General features: G+C 46.2%; 20 protein-coding genes and 17 tRNA genes. 8 read left to right on the plus strand and 29 right to left on the minus strand.

Features of this window, described 5'->3' with window-relative positions:
• Nucleotides 1-48 precede the first annotated feature (48 nt).
• Nucleotides 49-2,622 carry a leucine--tRNA ligase gene (gene leuS / locus BIW15_RS14285; RefSeq protein WP_023585967.1) on the minus strand — a complete coding sequence of 858 codons (2,574 nt, stop codon included), beginning with the start codon at nt 2,620-2,622 and terminating at the stop codon, nt 49-51.
• A gap of 155 nt (nt 2,623-2,777) precedes the next feature.
• On the opposite strand from leuS, the gene BIW15_RS14290 reads away from it, so the two are divergent.
• Nucleotides 2,778-3,248 (plus strand): zinc ribbon-containing protein, encoded by a 471-nt coding sequence (locus BIW15_RS14290; protein WP_005454505.1) that lies wholly within the window; start codon nt 2,778-2,780, stop codon nt 3,246-3,248.
• A 95-nt stretch (nt 3,249-3,343) separates the two neighbouring features.
• On the opposite strand, the gene lnt is transcribed toward BIW15_RS14290, so the two are convergent.
• From lnt to miaB, 5 genes are all read right to left on the minus strand, one after another.
• Nucleotides 3,344-4,861: an apolipoprotein N-acyltransferase gene (gene lnt, locus BIW15_RS14295; RefSeq protein WP_031821823.1), complete on the minus strand. Its 1,518-nt coding sequence runs from the start codon at nt 4,859-4,861 to the stop codon at nt 3,344-3,346.
• A gap of 39 nt (nt 4,862-4,900) precedes the next feature.
• Nucleotides 4,901-5,800, minus strand: coding sequence for a CNNM family magnesium/cobalt transport protein CorC (gene corC, locus BIW15_RS14300; protein WP_005483493.1), 900 nt, complete (start codon nt 5,798-5,800; stop codon nt 4,901-4,903).
• Nucleotides 5,801-5,906: 106 nt separating this feature from the next.
• Nucleotides 5,907-6,371 (minus strand): rRNA maturation RNase YbeY, encoded by a 465-nt coding sequence (ybeY, locus tag BIW15_RS14305; protein WP_017448782.1) that lies wholly within the window; start codon nt 6,369-6,371, stop codon nt 5,907-5,909.
• 2 nt (nt 6,372-6,373) lie between these two features.
• Nucleotides 6,374-7,471: a PhoH family protein gene (locus BIW15_RS14310; protein WP_005483495.1), complete on the minus strand. Its 1,098-nt coding sequence runs from the start codon at nt 7,469-7,471 to the stop codon at nt 6,374-6,376.
• Nucleotides 7,472-7,544: 73 nt separating this feature from the next.
• Nucleotides 7,545-8,969 carry a tRNA (N6-isopentenyl adenosine(37)-C2)-methylthiotransferase MiaB gene (gene miaB / locus BIW15_RS14315; RefSeq protein WP_005496209.1) on the minus strand — a complete coding sequence of 475 codons (1,425 nt, stop codon included), beginning with the start codon at nt 8,967-8,969 and terminating at the stop codon, nt 7,545-7,547.
• 258 nt (nt 8,970-9,227) lie between these two features.
• On the opposite strand from miaB, the gene BIW15_RS14320 reads away from it, so the two are divergent.
• Entirely contained in the window at nt 9,228-10,403 is a 1,176-nt protein-coding gene (locus tag BIW15_RS14320) for a 2-octaprenyl-3-methyl-6-methoxy-1,4-benzoquinol hydroxylase (protein WP_077281200.1), read from the plus strand.
• Nucleotides 10,404-10,542: 139 nt separating this feature from the next.
• Here BIW15_RS14320 and BIW15_RS14325 read toward each other — a convergent pair.
• From BIW15_RS14325 to lolB, 23 genes are all read right to left on the minus strand, one after another.
• Nucleotides 10,543-10,627, minus strand: a tRNA-Leu gene (locus BIW15_RS14325).
• 54 nt (nt 10,628-10,681) lie between these two features.
• A tRNA-Gln gene (locus BIW15_RS14330) sits at nt 10,682-10,756 on the minus strand.
• Between the two features lie 47 nt (nt 10,757-10,803).
• Nucleotides 10,804-10,888: transfer RNA gene (locus BIW15_RS14335), tRNA-Leu, on the minus strand.
• Between the two features lie 29 nt (nt 10,889-10,917).
• Nucleotides 10,918-11,002, minus strand: a tRNA-Leu gene (locus BIW15_RS14340).
• A gap of 53 nt (nt 11,003-11,055) precedes the next feature.
• Nucleotides 11,056-11,132 (minus strand) — tRNA-Met (locus BIW15_RS14345).
• Nucleotides 11,133-11,156: 24 nt separating this feature from the next.
• Nucleotides 11,157-11,241: transfer RNA gene (locus tag BIW15_RS14350), tRNA-Leu, on the minus strand.
• A gap of 52 nt (nt 11,242-11,293) precedes the next feature.
• Nucleotides 11,294-11,368: transfer RNA gene (locus tag BIW15_RS14355), tRNA-Gln, on the minus strand.
• A gap of 31 nt (nt 11,369-11,399) precedes the next feature.
• Nucleotides 11,400-11,484 (minus strand) — tRNA-Leu (locus BIW15_RS14360).
• Between the two features lie 54 nt (nt 11,485-11,538).
• A tRNA-Gln gene (locus tag BIW15_RS14365) sits at nt 11,539-11,613 on the minus strand.
• 29 nt (nt 11,614-11,642) lie between these two features.
• Nucleotides 11,643-11,727, minus strand: a tRNA-Leu gene (locus BIW15_RS14370).
• A 35-nt stretch (nt 11,728-11,762) separates the two neighbouring features.
• A tRNA-Gln gene (locus tag BIW15_RS14375) sits at nt 11,763-11,837 on the minus strand.
• 48 nt (nt 11,838-11,885) lie between these two features.
• A tRNA-Leu gene (locus BIW15_RS14380) sits at nt 11,886-11,970 on the minus strand.
• A 30-nt stretch (nt 11,971-12,000) separates the two neighbouring features.
• A tRNA-Leu gene (locus BIW15_RS14385) sits at nt 12,001-12,085 on the minus strand.
• Between the two features lie 77 nt (nt 12,086-12,162).
• A tRNA-Met gene (locus BIW15_RS14390) sits at nt 12,163-12,239 on the minus strand.
• Nucleotides 12,240-12,316: 77 nt separating this feature from the next.
• Nucleotides 12,317-12,391: transfer RNA gene (locus BIW15_RS14395), tRNA-Gln, on the minus strand.
• 31 nt (nt 12,392-12,422) lie between these two features.
• Nucleotides 12,423-12,507 (minus strand) — tRNA-Leu (locus tag BIW15_RS14400).
• Nucleotides 12,508-12,547: 40 nt separating this feature from the next.
• Nucleotides 12,548-12,624: transfer RNA gene (locus BIW15_RS14405), tRNA-Met, on the minus strand.
• A gap of 19 nt (nt 12,625-12,643) precedes the next feature.
• The gene (locus BIW15_RS14410) at nt 12,644-12,904 is read right to left on the minus strand and encodes a hypothetical protein (protein ID WP_011105709.1); all 261 of its coding nucleotides are present in this window, start codon (nt 12,902-12,904) and stop codon (nt 12,644-12,646) included.
• Nucleotides 12,905-12,908: 4 nt separating this feature from the next.
• Nucleotides 12,909-14,000 carry a redox-regulated ATPase YchF gene (ychF, locus tag BIW15_RS14415; protein WP_005496175.1) on the minus strand — a complete coding sequence of 364 codons (1,092 nt, stop codon included), beginning with the start codon at nt 13,998-14,000 and terminating at the stop codon, nt 12,909-12,911.
• A 10-nt stretch (nt 14,001-14,010) separates the two neighbouring features.
• Nucleotides 14,011-14,601 (minus strand): aminoacyl-tRNA hydrolase, encoded by a 591-nt coding sequence (gene pth / locus BIW15_RS14420; RefSeq protein ID WP_005496173.1) that lies wholly within the window; start codon nt 14,599-14,601, stop codon nt 14,011-14,013.
• Between the two features lie 150 nt (nt 14,602-14,751).
• Nucleotides 14,752-15,696, minus strand: a complete 945-nt coding sequence (locus BIW15_RS14425; RefSeq protein ID WP_005496171.1) for a ribose-phosphate pyrophosphokinase — start codon at nt 15,694-15,696, stop codon at nt 14,752-14,754.
• A gap of 28 nt (nt 15,697-15,724) precedes the next feature.
• Nucleotides 15,725-16,597, minus strand: a complete 873-nt coding sequence (gene ispE, locus BIW15_RS14430) for a 4-(cytidine 5'-diphospho)-2-C-methyl-D-erythritol kinase (protein WP_025627146.1) — start codon at nt 16,595-16,597, stop codon at nt 15,725-15,727.
• Complete coding sequence (gene lolB / locus BIW15_RS14435) at nt 16,594-17,232, minus strand: lipoprotein insertase outer membrane protein LolB (RefSeq protein WP_015296355.1); 639 nt, start codon at nt 17,230-17,232, stop codon at nt 16,594-16,596. Before lolB ends, ispE begins: the two co-directional genes overlap by 4 nt.
• A gap of 134 nt (nt 17,233-17,366) precedes the next feature.
• Between lolB and hemA the strand changes: the two genes are divergently transcribed.
• The 6 genes from hemA to kdsA are packed head-to-tail and all read left to right on the plus strand — an operon-like array spanning nt 17,367 to nt 22,748.
• Entirely contained in the window at nt 17,367-18,623 is a 1,257-nt protein-coding gene (gene hemA / locus BIW15_RS14440) for a glutamyl-tRNA reductase (protein ID WP_015296356.1), read from the plus strand.
• Between the two features lie 29 nt (nt 18,624-18,652).
• Nucleotides 18,653-19,741, plus strand: coding sequence for a peptide chain release factor 1 (gene prfA / locus BIW15_RS14445; RefSeq protein WP_005456867.1), 1,089 nt, complete (start codon nt 18,653-18,655; stop codon nt 19,739-19,741).
• Nucleotides 19,742-19,744: 3 nt separating this feature from the next.
• Nucleotides 19,745-20,602, plus strand: coding sequence for a peptide chain release factor N(5)-glutamine methyltransferase (gene prmC / locus BIW15_RS14450; RefSeq protein WP_025795290.1), 858 nt, complete (start codon nt 19,745-19,747; stop codon nt 20,600-20,602).
• A gap of 41 nt (nt 20,603-20,643) precedes the next feature.
• Nucleotides 20,644-21,027, plus strand: coding sequence for a SirB2 family protein (locus BIW15_RS14455; RefSeq protein ID WP_077281201.1), 384 nt, complete (start codon nt 20,644-20,646; stop codon nt 21,025-21,027).
• 5 nt (nt 21,028-21,032) lie between these two features.
• Nucleotides 21,033-21,842: a SirB1 family protein gene (locus tag BIW15_RS14460; RefSeq protein ID WP_005481357.1), complete on the plus strand. Its 810-nt coding sequence runs from the start codon at nt 21,033-21,035 to the stop codon at nt 21,840-21,842.
• Nucleotides 21,843-21,896: 54 nt separating this feature from the next.
• Nucleotides 21,897-22,748, plus strand: a complete 852-nt coding sequence (gene kdsA / locus BIW15_RS14465) for a 3-deoxy-8-phosphooctulonate synthase (RefSeq protein ID WP_005457350.1) — start codon at nt 21,897-21,899, stop codon at nt 22,746-22,748.
• The last annotated feature ends 118 nt before the right edge of the window (nt 22,749-22,866 follow it).

Here is a 22,866-nt window from a genome sequence, read left to right on the forward strand (position 1 = left end):
TAGTTCGCTCTGCGTTATTGCAAGCTGTAATTTGCTTACAGTGACCGCTTAGTTTGCAACGATGTTCAGCAGTTTACCTGGGACGTAAATTACTTTACGGATTGTTAGGCCATCTGTGAACTTAGTAACGTTTTCGTCGTTTAGACCAAGCTCTTCAACTTGTTCTTTCGTTGCGTCTGCCGCTACTGTTAACTTCGCACGTAGCTTACCGTTAACTTGAACAACGATAGTTTTTTCGTCTTCAACTAGCGCTTTCTCATCAAACGTTGGCCATGCTGCGTTGTCGATGTTTGACTCACCAAGCGCAGTCCATAACTCGTATGAAATGTGCGGAGTGATTGGGTAAAGCATCGTTACAACTGCTTTTAGCGCTTCATCAAGAATTGCACGATCTTGTGCAGATTCTTGAGGTGCTTTCGCTAGCTTGTTCATCAGTTCCATGATTGCTGCGATTGCTGTGTTGAACGTTTGACGACGAGCGATATCGTCAGTCACTTTCGCGATAGTTTTGTGAACGTCACGACGAAGTGCTTTTTGCTCACCAGAAAGTGCTGCTGCATCCACTGCTTCTGCTGCGCCTTTCTCTGAGTGTTCTTTCACTAGTTTCCAAACACGTTTTAGGAAGCGGTTTGCACCTTCTACGCCAGACTCTTGCCACTCAAGCGTCATGTCTGCTGGAGATGCGAACATCATGAATAGACGCACTGTATCAGCACCGTACTTGTCTACCATCTCTTGAGGGTCGATACCGTTGTTTTTAGACTTAGACATTTTGATCATGCCTGAGTGTGTTACATCACGGCCTTCGTTGTCTTTAGCAGAAATGATGCGGCCTTTACCGTCACGCTCTACAGCAACATCTGTTGGTGCAACCCACTCTTTACCGCCTTTCTCGTTCTCGAAGTAGAACGCGTCAGCCAGTACCATGCCTTGACATAGTAGTTGTTTGAACGGCTCGTCAGACGTTACGTAGCCTGCATCACGTAGCAATTTGTGGAAGAAGCGTGAGTACAATAGGTGCATACAAGCGTGCTCGATACCGCCGATGTACTGGTCTACTGGTAGCCAGTAGTTTGCTTTTTCTGGATCTAGGATATCGTCAGCTTGTGGTGAACAGTAACGTGCGTAGTACCAAGAAGATTCCATGAACGTATCGAACGTATCTGTCTCACGTAGAGCCGGTTCGCCGTTGAATGTGGTCTTCGCCCATTCTTTGTCTGCTTTGATTGGGCTGGTTACGCCGTCCATTACCACGTCTTCTGGAAGAATCACTGGTAGTTGGTCAGCAGGTACTGGGTGAACTTCACCGTCTTCAGTGGTTACCATTGGGATTGGTGCGCCCCAGTAACGTTGACGAGATACACCCCAGTCACGTAGACGGAAGTTAACGGTCTTAGTGCCTTTACCTTCCGCTTCTAGCTTCGCTGCAATTGCATCGAATGCCGCTTGGAATTCTAGGCCGTCGAACTCACCTGAATCGAACAATACACCTTTTTCTGTGTACGCCGCTTCAGAGATGTCTAGCTCGCTACCATCTGCTGGTTTGATCACTGGGATGATGTCTAGACCGTACTTAGTTGCGAATTCGAAGTCGCGTTGGTCGTGTGCAGGTACTGCCATTACAGCGCCTGTACCGTAGTCCATCAATACGAAGTTTGCGACGTAAACTGGTACTTCACGACCGTTCAATGGATGAATAGCAGTAAGGCCAGTTGCCATACCTTTCTTCTCCATTGTCGCCAGTTCAGCTTCAGCAACTTTGGTGTTCTTACATTCTTCGATGAATGCAGCAAGCTCTGGGTTGTTCTCTGCAGCTAGCGTTGCTAGAGGATGACCCGCTGCGATACCAACGTAAGTCACACCCATTAGTGTGTCTGGACGCGTTGTGTAAACTTCTAGGTCTTGTTGACCTTTCACTTCAAACTTCAGTTCCACACCTTCAGAGCGACCAATCCAATTGCGTTGCATGGTCTTAACCATTTCTGGCCAACCTTCAAGTTTGTCTAGATCGTCAAGTAGCTCTTGCGCGTATTCTGTGATCTTGATGAACCACTGAGGGATCTCTTTTTGCTCTACTGGAGTGTCACAACGCCAGCAGCAGCCGTCTTCAACCTGTTCGTTTGCAAGAACGGTTTGGTCGTTTGGACACCAGTTAACAGAAGACGTCTTCTTGTAAACTAGGCCTTTTTCGTAAAGCTTAGTGAAGAACTCTTGTTCCCAACGGTAGTACTCAGGCGTACAAGTTGCGAATTCACGATTCCAGTCGTAGCCAAAACCTAGCAATTTAAGCTGGTTTTTCATGTATTCGATGTTTTCGTAAGTCCATGGCGCAGGAGCTGTGTTGTTTTTCACCGCTGCGTTTTCTGCTGGTAGACCGAACGCATCCCAACCAATTGGTTGCATTACATTTTTGCCTTGTAGGCGTTGGAAGCGAGATACTACGTCACCGATGGTGTAGTTGCGCACGTGACCCATGTGCAGTCGACCACTTGGGTATGGGAACATAGATAGACAGTAGAATTTTTCTTTATTTGGGTCTTCACTTACAACAAAGGTCTTGTTGTCATCCCAGTGCTTTTGAACTTTCTGTTCAATGTCTTGTGGATTGTATTGTTCTTGCATCGATGATATCCGGTTATCTTGGAATTTGTGAGTTCGGTTAGAACAGACTTAAATAGATCGTCATAGAATACCTAAAGCTAGGGATCACAACAATAGCCAATCTGTACCCATGCGCACTGAATGCGCCTAGGTAGGAGAAAGAATGGAGGTCAGTTATGCCTAAACGTAAAACAGGTTATGAGGAAATGCTCGAGGATGTGATTGAAACCTTGAAGCAAAGTCCGGAAGAAGTTAACAAAGCTTTAGAAACGTCGGGCAAAGTGGTGGAAGCCGCCAATGACTTGACCAAAGATGAGTTGGCCTTAATTGCCGCGTATGTGAAAGCCGACTTAAAAGAGTTTTCTGAGAGCTATGAAGACAGCAAAAGCGGTCCTTTTTACTTAACGGTAGCGGATTCCATTTGGCAAGGCTTACTAGAGATTACGGACCGTACCAAAGTTGAATGGGTAGAGCTTTTTGATGACTTGGAGCATCAAGGCTTGTATGAAGCTGGCGAGGTTATCGGCTTAGGCACACTTGTCTGTGATGAGTGCGGACATAAAACTACCTACAACCATCCAACTATCATCATTCCATGTATCAAATGTGGCCACAAAGGCTTTAGTCGTCAGTCCTTGAAACCATAGCCACCTATACAATCTTTTTGTATTTGCTTGATAAGAAAAAAAGAGGCCGTGTGGCCTCTTTTTCGTTATTCGTCTTATGTCAAAAAATGACGTTTTTAGTCTTTCTTTCTCGGTAACCACCAAGCCAGCATTAAACTCAGCGCAACCCAAAAATACAATGGCCAAGTGCCAAACGTTCGGTATGGTGTTGTTCCATCTGTTGGGGTGAGCTCTGCACGTAGTACAGCTGTTTCAAATTGAGGAACTTGCTCTACAATCTTGCCTTTATAATCGGTTACTGCTGTTAAGCCGTTGTTTGTTGAACGGATCAGCGGCTTGCCCAGTTCCAGAGCACGCATGCGAGCGATTTCCATATGTTGAAGTGGTCCAATCGAATGTCCAAACCATGCATCGTTCGAAAGCGTTAGAATGAAGTCGGTTTCGTCAGTAACGTTTTGACGCACTTGTTCATTAAAAATGATCTCGTAACAGAGCGCTGGTGCCATGTGCATGCCGTTCGCAACGATATTAGGTTGCACGAACGCCCCACGACTAAACGACGACATTGGTAAATTGAAGAATGGAGCCAGCGGGCGCAAGATATCTTCAAACGGAACAAACTCACCAAACGGTAATAGGTGATGCTTGTGGTAGCGTTCGCTCATATCAAAGCTGTAATCACCGTATGGTGTGACGCCTAGCGACAGAATGCTGTTATAGAACTGCCTGTCCTCCGATTGATTAACAATGCCTGTGATGATGGCGCTGTTGTTCATCTTCGCGGCACTGTCGATGTTGCTCAAGAAGGAAGGCACTTCAACTTCAAATGCAGGGATTGCTGCTTCTGGCCAGACAATGATGTCGGCGTCCCAGTTTTCACGCGTCAGGTCGGCGTACTTCATGATGGTTGGCCAGCGTTGGCTTGGCAGCCATTTGAGGTTCTGGTCGACGTTACCTTGAATCAAGGCCACTTTGGTGGTGTCTTCTGGGCGAGGTGTTACCCAATCACATTGGCGAATCCCAAAACCTGCGCTCATCAAAACAACAGGGATGATAATCATCAACCACTGTTTGTGAATCCACGCATATGCTAATGCTCCTGCACTAATAAGAACAAACAGCGTAAGCAGTTCTACACCACCGATCGGTGCAAAGCTTGCTAGTGGCGCATCAATTTGACTATAGCCCAACCACAACCAAGGGAAGCCGGTCATCACCCAACCGCGCAACCAATCGGTAATTAGCCATAATGCAGGAGCAGCAAGAAGCGCTTTACTGAGGCTAAATTGAGGGAAAAACTTATTGTTTAGCCAAGCGAACAATCCGGAATAAACTGCAAGGTAGGCAATGAGCATACCCATCAAGAAGAGGTTCGCAATCAGCGGCATCCCGCCGAAGCCAGAAATGCTGACATAAACCCAGCTAACACCTGTTGCAAATTGGCCTAACCCCCAAGCATAACCTATCCAAAGCGCGCGCTTAGGTGTTTGGTTTGCAAGAAGAATTAGCAATATTGCAGGGCTAAGAATGGCAATTGGCCACAACTGGTAAGGAGCAAATGCTAGGGTAGTGGAGGCGCCAACAAAAGCGGCCACTAAGGGCCGCTTGAGGCGATGAAAGAGTAAATTCATCATTATTGTTTTTTCTGATATTCCCGGTAGTAGGGTATCGCGTTACTCTTGAGTGGCTTCAACCAGCGTTTCTTCGTCTGGAATGGTCACTTGGAGTTGAATGACACGACGGTTATCGGCAGCGGTCACTTTGAAGTTGTAGCCTTCAATTTCGACCAATTCGCCGCGAGAAGGTAAGTGACCAAAGGCCGTCATGACCATGCCACCTACCGTATCTACTTCTTCATCGCTGAAGTTGGTACCGAATGTCTCATTAAACTCTTCGATGGTTGTCAGCGCTCTGACAGCAAACGTATGCTTGCTTAGCTTACGAATGTCTGTTTCTTCGCTTTCATCGAATTCATCTTCGATATCCCCGACGATTTCTTCCAGGATATCTTCAATGGTCACAAGACCAGAAACACCACCGAATTCATCGACAACAATCGCCATATGATAGCGTTCTTCACGGAACTCTTTTAGCAGGCGGTCAACACGTTTGCTTTCCGGTACCACAACTGCAGGTCGAATTACTTCTTCAATATCAAATGGGTTACTGCCTGAGCCTAAGTATTTAAGTAAGTCCTTCGCAAGAAGAATACCTTCCACATGGTCTTTATCTTCGCTGATTACTGGGTAGCGAGAGTGCTGAGCATCGGTAATAAGTGCGATTAGAGTATCTAAATCGTCAGTGCGCTCAACGGTGACCATTTGCGAACGCGGGATCATGATGTCACGCACACGCATTTCGGAGATTTCCATAACACCTTCGAGCATATCGCGAGTGTCGTGGTCAATCAGGTCATTTACTTCTGAGTCGCGGATTACATCCACAAGCTCTTGGCGGTCTTTTGGTTCGCCTTGAAATAGTTGACCTAGGCGTTCAAAGAAGGACTTTCTACTCGGACCTTCTGCCTTTTCTTTCTTACCTTCGTTAGAAGAGGGAGAATTATCTTCGTTCATTGTTTCTCAATTAAGTAACGCTATCAGACGTGTGATAGCTCACGTAGAGAGGCGAACGCGAGAACTGTTTTATTGGTTCGCCTTTCCCTGTCGAGTACCCAAAGGGTTACTCTTTTTCAGCAATATAAGGGTCTTCATAACCCATACCTTGCATGATTTCGGTTTCGAGTGACTCCATCTCTTCAGCTTCGTCATCCTCGATATGATCATAACCTAGCAGATGCAAGCTGCCATGTACAACCATATGCGCCCAATGTGCTAACAGAGGCTTATTCTGTTCAATTGCCTCTTTTTCAACAACTTGGCGGCAAATAATAAGATCGCCCAAAAGGTCAATCTCCATGCCAGGAGGCGCTTCAAATGGGAAAGAAAGCACATTCGTCGGCTTATCTTTACCACGATACTCATGGTTAAGATCGTGGCTTTCTTTCTCATCGACAATTCGAATTGTCACTTCTGCTTGAGGTTGGAAAAGAGGGATGGTCTTGTCTAACCAAAGTTGGAAGTCTTGCTGCGAAGGTAAGCCTTCTTCATTTTCGACTGCCAGTTGCAGATCAAGTTCAATTGCCATTTTTATTCCTTAGTTGCAGCGACTTGAGCGCTAAGTTCTGCTTTCGCTGCTTCTAACAGTTTAGCATCACGCTCTTCACGGCGACGTTTCTCGAACTCTTTACGTTCTTTTTGATCTTGCGCTTCCCACTTCTCGTAGGCGTTGACGATGCGAGCAACCACAGGGTGGCGAACAACGTCATCTGCTTGGAAGAAGTTAAAGCTGATGTCGTCGACTTCACTGAGCACTTCAATCGCATGACGAAGACCTGACTTCGCACCACGAGGTAAGTCGATCTGAGTGACGTCACCAGTAATAACCGCACGCGAATTGAAACCAATACGAGTCAGGAACATTTTCATCTGTTCAACGGTGGTGTTCTGACTTTCATCTAAAATGATGAAAGCATCGTTCAGCGTACGACCGCGCATGTATGCCAGAGGAGCGACCTCTATAACGTTGCGTTCAATCAGCTTTTCAACTCGCTCGAAGCCTAGCATCTCGAATAATGCGTCGTACAGTGGACGAAGGTATGGGTCAACCTTTTGGCTTAAGTCACCAGGTAAGAAACCCAGTTTTTCACCCGCTTCTACCGCCGGACGTGTCAAAAGAATGCGACGAATTTCTTGGCGTTCTAGTGCATCAACTGCTGCTGCAACGGCAAGGTAAGTCTTACCTGTACCTGCAGGACCAATACCAAAAGAGATGTCGTGCGTAACCATATTGACCAAGTATTGAGCTTGGTTTGGTGTGCGCGGTTTAATGACGCCTTTTTTGGTTTTTACGAACACTTCTTTACCGTGCGCAATACTTGACTCGGTATTTTGTTCTAATACGCCAGATTCTTTGATCGCCAGATGAATTTGTTCTGGTTCGATATCTGGGATCTCGCCACGCACAGGCGCAGTATCTACATAAAGCGTTTTTAGAATGTCCAGCGCAGCCGCTGAGGTGTGAGGCTTACCAACAATGGTAAAATGGTCACTACGATGGTTGATTTCAACGCCTAGACGGCGTTCTAAATGCTTGATGTTGTCGTCGAATGGACCGCACAGGCTAGCAAGTCGGCGGTTATCTGAAGGTTCTAGGTTAATTTCTAGAGTTACGATTTTATTGCTCAATGTTGCCTCTCATTTTATGCCACTCAATGAGAGCCTGATGACGACCAGGCTCTCCATGGCGATTTATACGAGCTTATGGCGTAAAAGTAGCTACACCTAGCTCATCTTCGCGACGTGTTTTCGCCATCATTTGTGTTGGAGAAATCACACTACGAAGGTCCATGTCTTTTTCTGTACGTACTAGCTCACCACGTAGCGAGTTTGCAAATACGTCCGTAATCTTCACGTCAACGAACTGACCAATTAGGTCTGCGCTACCTTCAAAGTTTACTACACGGTTGTTTTCTGTACGAGCGCGCAGTTCCATTAGGTTTTTCTTAGAAGGGCCTTCAACCAGTACACGCTGCTCAGTACCAAGCATTAGGCGTGAGTAACGCATTGCTTGTGCATTGATGGTTTGTTGCAGCTCGTATAGACGCTCTTTTTTCACTTGCTCTGGTATATCACAAGGGTAATCTGCCGCTGGTGTACCTGGACGAGGTGAGAAGATAAAGCTGAAGCTCATGTCAAAGTCTACGTCTTTGATTAGCTTCATTGTGTCTTGGAAGTCTTTGTCTGTTTCACCAGGGAAACCAACAATAAAGTCAGAACTGATTTGGATATCAGGACGCGCTTTACGTAGTTTACGGATGATCGACTTGTACTCGATAGCTGTGTGAGGACGCTTCATCATCGTTAGAATACGGTCACTACCACTTTGTACTGGCAGGTGTAGGAAACTCACAAGCTCCGGGGTATCTTCGTAAACCGCGATGATGTCGTCTGTAAACTCTAGCGGGTGGCTAGTCGTGAAACGAATACGGTCGATACCATCGATAGATGCAACGAGACGAAGCAGTTCAGCAAAAGAACAGATCTCGCCGTCGTGCATAGGGCCACGGTATGCGTTTACGTTTTGACCTAGTAGGTTAACTTCACGTACACCTTGTTCTGCTAGCTGTGCAATCTCGAATAACACGTCATCCATTGGACGACTAACTTCTTCACCACGAGTGTATGGTACAACGCAGTAAGTGCAGTATTTTGAACAGCCTTCCATGATAGAAACAAACGCCGTCGCACCTTCTGCACGTGGCTCAGGTAGGCGGTCGAACTTTTCAATCTCTGGGAACGAAATGTCCATTACCGGTGCATCGTCAGTTTGAGATTGTTTGATCATCTCAGGTAGGCGGTGCAGAGTTTGAGGGCCAAAGATCACGTCAACGTATGGTGCACGCTCACGGATGTGGTCACCTTCTTGTGTTGCTACACAACCACCTACACCGATAACTACGCCAGGTTTTTTATCTTTTAGTGTTTTCCAACGGCCTAGCTGGTGGAAAACTTTCTCTTGCGCTTTTTCACGGATCGAACAGGTGTTAAGTAGAAGTACGTCTGCTTCCTCTGGCTCTTCCGTCAGCTCATAGCCGTTTGCAGCATTAAGCAGGTCGGCCATTTTTGATGAATCGTATTCGTTCATCTGGCAGCCCCAGGTTTTAATTAGCAGTTTCTTACTCATCTCACTTTCGCTCGTTCAGTTGTACTTAAATTGGAGAGCTATTGCTCAAATTATAGCCGCCATCACGGCGGTAAGCGGCGTATTGTACTGCTTTAAAAAGCACCTGACTAGTGATCTGACGAATTCTCTGCAAACCCTGATGAAATCTAGTTTTTTGCCCTATATACAGCAAGGTTTTTTGTTAAACAATTTTGTAAAAATAGCCTCGGAACGTACAATTGAAAAACGCCAAATAATCAGCATGATGAAGAGCAAAAAATGAACAAGTATGACATCGCCGTAATCGGTGGCGGCATGGTCGGGGCAGCTGTCGCGGTTGGATTTGCCAAGCAAGGTAGAAGCGTAGTGGTAGTTGAAGGAGCGGAGCCTAAAGCATTCGATGCTGCTCAAGCTCTGGACGTGCGAGTTTCTGCTATTTCACATCAATCGGTGAAATTACTTGAATCATTAGATGCTTGGTCGGCGATCGAAGCAATGCGCGTCTGTCCCTATCGTCGTCTGGAAACTTGGGAGCATCCTGAGTGTCGTACTCGTTTTCATTCTGATGAGCTTTCATTGGATCAACTTGGCTACATCGTTGAAAACCGCCTAATCCAACTTGGCCTTTGGCAAGCTTTCGCGCAATTCGACAACTTAACGGTGAAGTGTCCTGAGCGATTAAAAGACATCGATTTCAATGATGGAAACCGTATCACGCTAGAAAGCGGCAAACAGTTTGATGCGAACTGGATCATTGGCGCTGATGGTGCCAATTCTAAAGTACGTCAGCTAGCGGGTATTGGCCTAACTGCTTGGGATTACCGTCAACATTGTATGCTCATCAATGTTAAAACTGAGTTGCCACAACAAGACATTACTTGGCAACAGTTCACTCCTAGTGGGCCTCGCTCTTTCCTACCTTTGTGTTCATTGACAGAAGATGGACAAGAAGTCGGGCAAGGATCTCTAGTTTGGTATGATTCCCCAAAACGAATCAAACAGCTTTGCGCTATGACCAAACCTCAATTAAGAGAAGAGATCGTGCGTCACTTTCCTAAAGAGCTTGGAGATATCGAAGTTCTGCAGTTTGGTTCTTTCCCTTTGACACGTCGACACGCGCAGTCCTATTCGCATAGAGGTTGTGTGCTAGTTGGTGATTCAGCGCATACAATCAATCCATTAGCGGGGCAGGGCGTGAATTTAGGCTTTAAAGACGTTGATGTATTGCTATCAGTGACACAAGGGCAAGATGAGTTAACGGATGCTCTATTAGCAAAATATGAGCGTACTCGTCGCCCGGACAATCTTCTAATGCAGACCGGTATGGATTTTTTCTACAAAGGCTTTAGCAATGATTTGGGGCCTTTGAAGCTTGCACGCAATGCAGCATTAAAGCTGGCTGAAAATTCAGGGCCGATCAAAGCACAAGTATTGAAGTACGCGTTAGGTATGTAGGCTAAGTATTACGTAGCAAACCAGATAGAAAAAAAGCGAGCCATGAGCTCGCTTTTTTAATTCGGTAAATCAATGATCTACCGAGTCCAGAATCGGAAAAAAGAAAAAACCCAGCAAATTAATGCTGGGTTTTCAATGATGGTGCGGAAGGAGAGACTTGAACTCTCACACCTTGCGGCGCCAGAACCTAAATCTGGTGCGTCTACCAATTCCGCCACTTCCGCAACTTATCTTGTAGTCATCAAGGTAATTGGTAAAACCTCAACAACGTTTTGTAATGGCAGGGCTACCTGGATTCGAACCAGGGAATGGCGGCATCAAAAGCCGCTGCCTTACCGCTTGGCGATAGCCCTACAGGTCTTAGCCTTTCAACTAAGCGCTTTCCAAAACAAGGAAAGTATGGTGCGGAAAGAGAGACTTGAACTCTCACACCTTGCGGCGCCAGAACCTAAATCTGGTGCGTCTACCAATTCCGCCATTTCCGCATATTTGATATTGTAGATGATTATTAAGATGGTGCGGAAGGAGAGACTTGAACTCTCACACCTTACGGCGCCAGAACCTAAATCTGGTGCGTCTACCAATTCCGCCACTTCCGCATCTTATTCTGTAGTTATAAAGGTAATTGGTAAAACCTAAATAACGTTATAAATGGTGGCTACGACGGGATTCGAACCTGTGACCCCATCATTATGAGTGATGTGCTCTAACCAGCTGAGCTACGTAGCCATCTCAAATTGTTCAAATCAAGAATGGTGCGGAAGGAGAGACTTGAACTCTCACACCTTGCGGCGCCAGAACCTAAATCTGGTGCGTCTACCAATTCCGCCACTTCCGCATCTTGATTTATAGTTATCAAGGAAATTGGTGATCCTTAACAACATTGTATATGGCAGGTCTACCTGGATTCGAACCAGGGAATGGCGGCATCAAAAGCCGCTGCCTTACCGCTTGGCGATAGACCTGCAGGCAGTAGTTTTTCAACTACTTAAAATATGGTGCGGAAGGAGAGACTTGAACTCTCACACCTTGCGGCGCCAGAACCTAAATCTGGTGCGTCTACCAATTCCGCCACTTCCGCAACTTATCTTGTAGTCATCAAGGTAATTGGTAAAACCTCAACAACGTTTTGTAATGGCAGGGCTACCTGGATTCGAACCAGGGAATGGCGGCATCAAAAGCCGCTGCCTTACCGCTTGGCGATAGCCCTACAGGCAGTAGTTTTCACTACTTGAAATATGGTGCGGAAGGAGAGACTTGAACTCTCACACCTTGCGGCGCCAGAACCTAAATCTGGTGCGTCTACCAATTCCGCCACTTCCGCATAGTTACTGAGTAAAACTCAATAACGTAAAATAATGGCAGGTCTACCTGGATTCGAACCAGGGAATGGCGGCATCAAAAGCCGCTGCCTTACCGCTTGGCGATAGACCTGCAGACAATAGTCATGAGACTATATCATCTCTATTTCTAGAGAAAGAATGGTGCGGAAAGAGAGACTTGAACTCTCACACCTTGCGGCGCCAGAACCTAAATCTGGTGCGTCTACCAATTCCGCCATTTCCGCAAATATTCTTTATATAGAGTTGAATCAAGATGGTGCGGAAGGAGAGACTTGAACTCTCACACCTTGCGGCGCCAGAACCTAAATCTGGTGCGTCTACCAATTCCGCCACTTCCGCGTCTTGAACTCTATAAACCATCAGTTAATTGGTAAAAACTAACAGTTATATTTCTTGTTTCTTTCATTAAGAAAGAATGGTGGCTACGACGGGATTCGAACCTGTGACCCCATCATTATGAGTGATGTGCTCTAACCAGCTGAGCTACGTAGCCATCTTTTGGAGCGAGACAATATAAACCTTCGCGCTCTCAGTGACAACCCTTTTATCAAGGAATCTCACTTTGAATAATGGCAGGTCTACCTGGATTCGAACCAGGGAATGGCGGCATCAAAAGCCGCTGCCTTACCGCTTGGCGATAGACCTGCAGGCAGTAGTTTTTCAACTACTTAAAATATGGTGCGGAAGGAGAGACTTGAACTCTCACACCTTGCGGCGCCAGAACCTAAATCTGGTGCGTCTACCAATTCCGCCACTTCCGCATCTATTCCTAAGTGCTCTTAATTAAAGAACGTTTAGGAATGGTGGCTACGACGGGATTCGAACCTGTGACCCCATCATTATGAGTGATGTGCTCTAACCAGCTGAGCTACGTAGCCAAAACCATATTTTTTGCTCTCAACGCTTTGTTGCCTTGTCGTTGGGAACGGCGCGCATTATGCGAAGTTGAGTGAGATCCGTCAACAGTTTTTTTAAATAAATCCCCCAAAAAACATCGTTCGCTTTCTTTTTAAACAAAGAGGCGTGTTTATGATCTAAAACTGGAAATAAATTAGCTTGAAGCAAGGAACTTAACTTTGTGGCGTTTATTGCAGACATAAAAAAAGCCAGCATAACTGCTGGCTTTTTATGTAAATGAAGTGTTTGAATTTCATTCACTTAATTATACGTTGAAGCGGAAGTGTACAACGTCGCCATCTTTTACGATGTAGTCTTTACCTTCTAGACGCCATTTACCTGCGTCTTTTGCTCCGTTTTCACCGTTGTATTGGATGAAGTCTTCGTAACCAACGACTTCTGCACGGATGAAGCCTTTTTCAAAGTCAGTGTGGATCTTCGCTGCTGCCTTTGGTGCTGTTGCGCCAACAGGAATTGTCCATGCACGAACTTCTTTAACGCCAGCTGTGAAGTACGTCTGTAGACTTAGCAGTTCGTAACCAGCACGAATTACGCGGTTTAGACCAGGTTCTTCGATGCCTAGATCCGCTAAAAACTCTTCGCGTTCGTCGTCTTCTAGTTCAGCCATTTCTGATTCGATCGCTGCACATACAGGAACAACCACGTTGTTTTCTTTTGCTGCGAACTCACGTACTGCGTCTAGGTACGGGTTGTCTTCAAAACCATCTTCATTTACGTTTGCAATGTACATGGTTGGTTTTAGCGTGAGGAAGTTTAGGTAACCTACAGCTGCTAGTTCTTCTTTAGAAAGCTCAACGGTACGCGCTGAACCACCTTCTGTTAGTACAGGAAGCAGCTTTTCTAGAACTGTCAGCTCGAACTTCGCGTCTTTGTCGCCGCCTTTTGCTTTCTTCGCGTTACGCTGAATCGCGCGCTCACAAGAATCAAGGTCAGCCATAGCTAGTTCAAGGTTGATTACTTCAATATCTTCGATTGGAGATACTTTACCTGCAACGTGAACGATATTTTCGTTTTCGAAACAGCGTACAACGTGACCGATAGCGTCTGTTTCACGGATGTTCGCTAGGAATTTGTTACCTAGGCCTTCACCACGAGATGCGCCCGCAACCAAACCAGCGATGTCTACGAATTCCATTGTAGTAGGTAGAACTTTCTGTGGGTTAACGATCTTTGCTAGTGCGTCTAGACGTAGATCTGGCACAGGAACCACACCAGTGTTTGGTTCGATGGTACAGAACGGGAAGTTTGCTGCTTCAATACCCGCTTTAGTTAGTGCGTTAAACAGAGTTGATTTACCAACGTTAGGTAGACCAACGATGCCACATTTAAAACCCATGATAGTAACCTTATTCAGCTTTGAACGTGTGGAGGCGGTTTTGTGCTTTGGATAGGCCATCCTTAATCAGGATGTCTAGACAACGAACAGCTTCATCTGCTGCGGCATCTAGTAGCTCTTGCTCTTTCGCTGGAGCTTTACCTAATACAAAACCTGCCACTTTATCTTTGTGTCCCGGATGGCCAATGCCGATACGAAGACGATAAAAATCTTTGTTATTGCCCAGTTTGCTTATTGTGTCACGTAGTCCGTTGTGGCCCCCGTGGCCACCACCTTTTTTAAACTTAGCGACACCTGGCGGTAAGTCTAGCTCGTCGTGAGCAACCATGATCTCTTCTGGCTTAATTTGGTAAAACTTCGCCAAAGCAGCGATCGCTTTTCCAGAGAGGTTCATGAAAGTGGTAGGGATAAGCAAACGGAGATCCTGGCCGTTGACCATGATGCGTCCGGTTAGGCCAAAGAACTTTGGTTCGTTCTTCAGGGTAACGTTATGGACGCGTGCTAATTCTTCTACAACCCAAGCGCCCGCATTATGGCGAGTTTTGGCATATTCTGGTCCCGGATTAGCAAGACCAACAAGAAGTTTGATTGGTTGAGTCAAGGTTAGGATCTCTCTGGAATCTCAAAAAGCGCAGTATAATAGCACAGAATTCTCACAGTGGGCGACCAAGGGATTTTCTGCCTATCGATACAAATAAAAAACACCCCATAGAGGGGTGCTTTTGAAATCAGTCTAACTGAAATGTTCGGATTAGTTGAACATTGCAGAGATTGACTCTTCGTTGCTGATGCGACGGATTGCTTCAGCTAGCATACGAGATAGGCTTAGTGTGGTTACTTTGCCTGTCGCCGCCATCTCTTTAGAAAGAGAGATAGAGTCAGTTACGATAACTTGGTCAAGAACAGAGTTCTTAATGTTGTCTGCAGCGTTACCAGAGAATACAGCGTGAGTTGCGTAAGCGAATACACGCTTAGCTCCGCGCTCTTTTAGCGCTTCAGCTGCTTTACATAGAGTGCCACCTGTATCGATCATGTCATCAACGATCACACAGTCGCGACCTTCAACATCACCGATTAGGTTCATCACTTCAGAAACGTTTGCACGTGGACGACGCTTATCAACGATAGCAATATCGATGTCGCCTAGCGCTTTCGCCGTTGCACGAGCTCGAACCACACCACCTAGGTCAGGAGAAACCACTACTGGGTTATCTAGACCGCGAGATTGCATGTCTTCAAGTAGTACAGGAGTACCGAAGATGTTATCTACAGGAACATCGAAGAAGCCTTGGATTTGCTCTGCGTGTAGGTCGATAGTAAGAACGCGGTCAACACCAACGTTAGATAGGAAATCAGCAACAACTTTTGCAGTAATTGGCACACGAGCAGAACGTACACGACGATCTTGACGGGCGTAACCAAAGTAAGGGATAACTGCAGTGATACGGCCTGCTGAAGCACGGCGCATTGCATCAATCATAACAACCAATTCCATTAGGTTGTCGTTAGTCGGTGCACAAGTGGATTGAATGATGAAAACATCGCTACCACGAACATTCTCATTGATTTGAACTGCAACTTCGCCATCAGAAAAGCGAGAAACAGATGCATCACCAAGAGAGATGTAAAGACGATCAGCAATACGTTGGGCTAGTTCAGGTGTTGCGTTACCAGCAAATAGCTTCATATCAGGCACGGTGGAAACCTCGGGTTTGCGTCCAGTTTTAAATAGGTCGGTGTGAGGCTGATTGGTATTCAGCCAAAGTCTCTTTTAGTGGCGAAATATTGCGCCCTTGAGCGACAAATGCCGAGACTTTATCAGAGAGTTGTGCAAGGATAGTTTCTGCTTCCGATTTGCTCGAAAATTCAGCAAAAACGCAAGATCCTGTCCCCGTCAATCTTGACGGCGCGTATTGTAGCAGCCATGAAAGTTGCTTATCAACCTCTGGGTAGAGCATTCGTACAATTTTTTCGCAATCGTTTACGCTCGGCGCGTTCAAAAGTGTTTCTAGATCTCGTTTTGGTGTGTTTCGTGTCAGATCTGGATGACGGAATATATCCGCTGTCGCAATAGAAACATTTGGTCTCACGACGAGATACCACTTTTCTTCCGGGTTGGCTGGAGAAAGTTTTTCACCCACACCTTCAGCAAAAGCGGAAAAACCGCGCACAAAAACAGGCACGTCAGCGCCCAGTTTTAGGCCAATCTCGGCCAATTCATCATCATTTAAATTGAGCTGCCACAAGTAGTTGAGTGCCACAAGTGTCGTAGCGGCATTTGAAGAGCCGCCGCCAATTCCACCACCCATTGGTAAAATTTTGTGCAGTTCGATATGCGCGCCAAAAGAGCAGTGAGCGTAATTTTGCAGCGCAGTTGCAGCTTTCCAAATTAAATTGTCTTGAAGAGGCACACCCTCTATCTCTGGAGAAATCGTAATATCACCAGAATGGTTTGCTTGAATGGTGAGCTCATCGCCGTGATCGACGAATTGGAATAAGGTTTGTAACTCGTGATAGCCGTTTTCTGTGCGGCCATTGATGTATAGAAAGAGATTCAATTTCGCCGGAGACGGCCAGCGGGTTGAAGTTTCGATCATTGGGTGATGTTCCATTTTGTGATCACTAGATTGATTTTTACGTCTGATGTCGTCAGCTTTAGTTTATTCGGTAATGGAAGCGTCTGTTCGTGCCATTCTACGTCGCCATAACGTTCGTAAGCGATTTTCCAGTCGTTAAGACCTATCTGTTTGTCTAAGGTTTGCAGTGTGTTGGCCGGAGAAAGCTGGAATGTATCTGCATCTGTAGGTAAACCGAGTAACCAGTCGGGCATGTGGTCAACTGGCATCATCAAGCCTGTGAGGCGATAAATCAGTTGATTAGCGTTGCGTGCTGAAAGGACTTGGTCATCATACGTTTCAACCGTTGCCCCTTGTGGGGTAATCGTCAGTTTTAATGCGGTTTGTCCCAAGACAGTGGTTAATCGAAGTTGGCTTAAAGCGGTGGAGTGCTTCCAAAAAAAGTTCAGACTTTGTCTTTGGTCGGGGCCGATGTAGCCTAATTTCCCGGTCGCTTGAAAATCATGGATGGTTTCAAGACGTTGTTCATGAGCTTGCCATTCGACGCTGGTGACGCTTTCAGGAACGGAACTACACCCAGCGAGAATAAGGCTCGACAAGAGAAAGATGAGAAAGGAACGTAAGGTCATGTTTGATGGCTTATTAATCAGTTTCATCGGGAATCGCTCACAACTATAGCATTGAAAAGACGGACTTAGGAAAACAAATCCGGCTTACCCTTTCAATAAATGCGTGCTTACAGTAAAATTCTGAACCTATTTTATAACCGATCTCAGAGATACCACGTTAGATGTCCTTGCTTGCTATTGGAATTAATCACAATACAGCGTCTGTTGACTTGCGAGAGAAAGTGGCGTTCGGGCCTGATAAGCTCGGCCCTGCACTTGAGCAACTCAGAGAGCACGAAGCGGTTAACGGCAGTGTGATTGTTTCAACCTGTAACCGTACTGAGTTGTACTGCGACGTTAAGCAAGGAGCGCGAAACAAGCTGATCGATTGGCTCGCTCAATTTCACCAAGTGAGCCGTGAAGACTTGATGCCAAGTTTGTATGTACACGAAGAACAAGCGGCAATTAAACACTTGATGCGCGTCTCGTGTGGCCTTGATTCACTGGTACTTGGTGAGCCGCAGATCTTAGGTCAAGTGAAACAGGCATTTTCTGATTCACGTGATCATCAAGCTGTAGACTCGTCGATTGATAAGCTGTTCCAAAAAACGTTTTCTGTTGCAAAACGAGTTCGTACGGAAACTGATATCGGTGGCAATGCTGTGTCGGTGGCTTACGCCGCATGTACATTAGCAAAACACATTTTCGAATCGTTATCTGACTCGACAGTCTTACTCGTCGGGGCAGGTGAAACCATCGAACTGGTCGCGAAACACTTAGCGTCGAACGGCTGCACAAAAATGATAGTCGCAAACCGCACCAAAGAGCGTGCTCAAGGGTTAGCTGAGCAGTTTGGTGCAGAAGTAATCAGCCTGAACGAAATCCCAGACCACCTCGCAAGAGCGGACATCGTGATTAGCTCAACAGCGAGTCCGTTACCTATTATTGGTAAAGGCATGGTCGAAACGGCGCTGAAACAACGTCGTCATCAACCTATTCTGTTAGTCGATATTGCTGTACCACGTGATGTGGAAGCGCAAGTTGGCGAATTGAGCGATGCTTATCTGTATTCGGTGGACGACTTGCAGTCGATCATCGATAGCAATATTGAGCAACGTAAAGTTGAAGCGATTCAGGCCGAAGCCATTGTTAGTGAAGAAAGTGCGTCGTTTATGACGTGGCTACGCTCACTGCAAGCGGTTGATAGTATTCGCGATTATCGTAAGTCGGCGAACGAAATACGTGAAGAGTTACTGAGTAAAAGCCTGCAATCATTGGCAGCTGGCGCAGATCCGGAGAAAGTACTGCGCGAACTTAGTAATAAACTCACCAACAAACTGATTCACGCCCCAACACGCGCACTACAAAGTGCGGCGGAACAAGGCGAACCAGCAAAATTAACGATTATCCGCCAAACGCTTGGCTTAGATGATCTGTAACTCACGCTTTTTATTAAGAAAACGACACTATGAAAGCCTCTATTCTGACTAAGCTAGAAACGCTAGTAGAACGTTACGAAGAAGTTCAACATCTTCTTGGTGATCCTGATGTAATTGGAGATCAGGACAAATTCCGTGCTCTATCAAAAGAGTACTCTCAGCTAGAAGAAGTAACTAAGTGCTTCCAAGCTTACCAACAAGCTCAAGACGATCTTGCTGCCGCTGAAGAGATGGCAAAAGAAGACGACGAAGAAATGCGTGAAATGGCTCAAGAAGAGATCAAAGACGCGAAAGAAGCGATTGAACGTCTTGCTGATGAGTTGCAAATTCTTCTTCTTCCAAAAGATCCAAACGATGATCGTAACTGTTTCCTTGAAATCCGCGCTGGTGCAGGCGGTGATGAAGCAGGTATCTTCGCTGGCGACCTATTCCGTATGTACAGCAAATACGCAGAAAAGCGTGGCTGGCGCATTGAAGTGATGTCTTCAAACGAAGCGGAGCACGGTGGTTACAAAGAGATGATCGCGAAAGTGAGCGGCGATGGTGCATACGGCGTACTGAAGTTTGAATCTGGCGGTCACCGTGTACAACGTGTACCAGCGACAGAATCTCAAGGTCGTGTGCATACTTCTGCGTGTACAGTAGCGGTTATGGCGGAAATCCCAGAGGCGGATCTGCCAGAAATCAAAGCGGCAGACCTAAAAATCGATACGTTCCGTGCATCTGGCGCGGGTGGTCAGCACGTTAACACTACGGATTCTGCAATCCGTATTACCCACTTACCAACGGGTACAGTGGTAGAGTGTCAAGACGAGCGTTCACAGCATAAGAACAAAGCGAAAGCGATGGCAGTACTGGCTGCTCGTATCGTTCAAGCGGAACAAGAGCGTCGTGCGGCAGAAGTGTCTGACACGCGTCGTAACCTACTAGGTTCTGGTGACCGCAGTGACCGTATCCGTACTTACAACTACCCGCAAGGCCGTGTTTCTGACCACCGAATCAACCTAACCATCTACCGTTTGAATGAAGTGATGGAAGGCGACCTACAAAGCTTGATTGACCCAGTGGTTCAAGAACACCAAGCAGACCAACTAGCGGCGCTAGCTGAGAACGCTTAATCGATGAGCCAAGTTCAATCCATTGAGCAAGCACTGAAAAGTGCGACGGCAAAACTGACAGAAGGCGGCAAAGAGTCGCCTTCTCTCGATGCAGCTGTCCTTCTTTGCCATGTTCTTGGCAAACCGCGAACCTATTTGCTAACGTGGCCAGAAAAAGCATTGGAACCTGAGCAACAAGCGCAGTTTGATGCTTTACTCGCAAGGCGCTTAACAGGCGAACCCGTTGCTTACATTATTGGTGAGCGCGAGTTTTGGTCTCTACCTCTCAAAGTTTCTCCTACTACCTTGATCCCAAGACCAGACACCGAGCGTTTGGTGGAAGTTGCTTTGGATAAAACCTATGGGCAGACCGGATCGATTCTAGATCTAGGCACGGGGACAGGAGCAATTGCGTTGGCATTAGCGTCTGAGCTACCGAATCGTCAGGTAATGGGAGTTGACCTCAAACAAGAGGCCAAAGAGCTTGCTGAGTACAATGCCGCGCAGCTAAACATCAAAAATGTGACGTTTGACCAAGGTAGCTGGTTCGAGCCTATTGCAGAGGGAACAAAGTTTGCTTTAATTGTTTCCAATCCGCCGTATATTGACGAGAAAGATCCGCATTTATCCCAAGGTGACGTTCGTTTTGAGCCAAAATCCGCGCTGGTCGCTGATGAAAATGGCTTAGCGGATATTCGCCATATCTCCGATTTGGCTCGTCAGTATCTTGAAGAGGGCGGTTGGCTTGCCTTCGAACACGGTTACGACCAAGGCGAGGCGGTTCGTGAGATCATGAGTGGCTTTGGTTATCAGCAAGTTGTCACCGAAAAAGATTATGGTGGGAATGATCGAGTGACCCTCGGTTGCTACCAGCCTTCATAAGAACGAGCAAGTCAGCAGTAATTTATTAAAAGAGAAGAAAAATGTACGTAGCTCTAAAACATATTCACCTTGTCACCATCGCACTGAGTGCCACATTGTTGTCGATTCGATTCGCGTTAATGATGATGAACTCTCCAAAGCGCAACCATCGTTTTCTGAAAGTTTTTCCACATATTGTTGATACCGCGCTGTTGTTGTCAGGTGTTGCTTTGATCTTTGTTACTGGCTTCATTCCATTTACAGACTCAGCACCTTGGCTAACCAACAAGATCACGTGTGTGTTGGCGTACATTGCTCTGGGCTTCTTCGCTCTAAAATTAGCTAAAAATAAATTGCTGCAAATTTTCGGTCTCTTTGGCGCACTCGGTTGGTTGGTCATGGCGGCTAACATCGCCGTGTCTAAGAGTCCAACTTTATTTGGGTAATCGTCATGCTTGAGTTTTTTGACGAAGATTTTGACAACATGGCGCTGGTGGAAGGAGCGTTAGAGCTCAATAAATCCGTTAATCCAGAAACCAACGTCCATTGGGCTAAGCAAGAGCTAGAGCGTCTGTACCAAGAAGCAGAAGCAACGCTTATCCATGAAACAGATGAAGAGCAGCGTTTCGACTCTTTCCTACGTCTGTTTTTCCATGAGTGGGGCTTCAAAGGTGACGACCAAGAGTACTTTATCTCTGACAACAGCTTTATCGATAAAGTGCTAGAGCGTAAAAAAGGTATACCGGTCAGCTTAGGTGCAATTTTATTGTACTTAGGCAATCGTCTTGGCTTCCCTATGAAAGGTGTGACATTCCCAACTCAGTTCCTAATTAAAGTGGATTGGATGCACAAAACACCAGACTACATTAACCCGTTCAACGGGGAGTATGTTGGTGAGAAAATCCTTCAAGCTTGGTTAATCGGTCAAGAAGGACCGTTAGCGCAACTTAAACCAGAACATTTTGACGAAGCGGATAATCCGACAGTGATTGGTCGCTGGTTGGCGTTGATTAAAAGCGCGATGCTGAGAGAAGAGCGTTACACACTGGCGCTGCGCTGTACTAATCTGGCGTTGACCTTTGTGCCAGATGACCCATACGAGATTCGTGATCGCGGTTTTATCTTCCAACAGCTTGAGTGTCATCAGGTCGCGGTATCTGACTTTCAGTACTTTATTGACCAATGTCCCGACGATCCTGCGTCTGAGCTACTAAAATCACAAGTTAATGCGATGAGTGAAAAACACGTCACGCTTCACTAATTTTATCGGAGTGCCCAAGCGTGGCATACCGTGGACAGAAAAAAGAGAATCATAATGGAACAGAAAATCGTTAATATCGGCGACATTCAGGTTGCTAACGACAAGCCATTCACCCTATTTGCAGGTATGAACGTTCTTGAGTCTCGTGATCTTGCTATGCAGATCTGTGAGCATTACGTAAAAGTAACAGACAAACTGGGCATTCCTTACGTATTCAAGGCGTCGTTCGACAAAGCAAACCGCAGTTCTGTTCATTCATACCGTGGCCCAGGCCTTGAAGAAGGTATGAAAATCTTCCAAGAGCTAAAAGACACTTTTGGCGTTAAGATCATCACTGACGTTCACACAGAAGCACAAGCTCAACCTGTCGCTGACGTGGTAGACGTTATTCAGCTTCCTGCATTTCTAGCTCGTCAAACTGACCTAGTTGAAGCAATGGCGAAAACAGGCGCAGTGATCAACGTGAAGAAACCTCAATTTATGAGCCCTGGTCAAGTGGGTAACATCGTTGAGAAATTCGCGGAATGTGGTAACGACAAGATCATCCTATGTGAGCGCGGTTCTTGCCACGGTTACGATAACCTAGTTGTAGACATGCTTGGCTTTGGTGTAATGAAGAACGCGTCGAAAGGTAGCCCAATCATCTTTGACGTAACGCACTCACTACAAATGCGTGACCCATCAGGCGCAGCATCTGGCGGCCGTCGTGAGCAAACAGTTGAGCTTGCAAAAGCGGGTCTAGCGACAGGCATTGCGGGTCTATTTATCGAAGCGCACCCGAACCCAGATCAAGCACGTTGTGATGGCCCATCTGCACTGCCTCTAGACAAACTAGAGCCATTCTTGGCGCAAATGAAGTCACTAGATGACTTGATTAAGAGCTTTGAAAACATCGATATCAAGTAATGAATCGTTACTGTTCATGATGAAAAATAAAATAGCCAACCTAGAGTTGGCTATTTTTTTATCTGATAAACCGTAAATTCTCAAACTTGTTACTGATGAATTTGTTATTGCTAAACAA

This window comes from Vibrio sp. SALL6 (genome assembly GCF_002002385.1).
Lineage (GTDB): Bacteria > Pseudomonadota > Gammaproteobacteria > Enterobacterales > Vibrionaceae > Vibrio > Vibrio parahaemolyticus.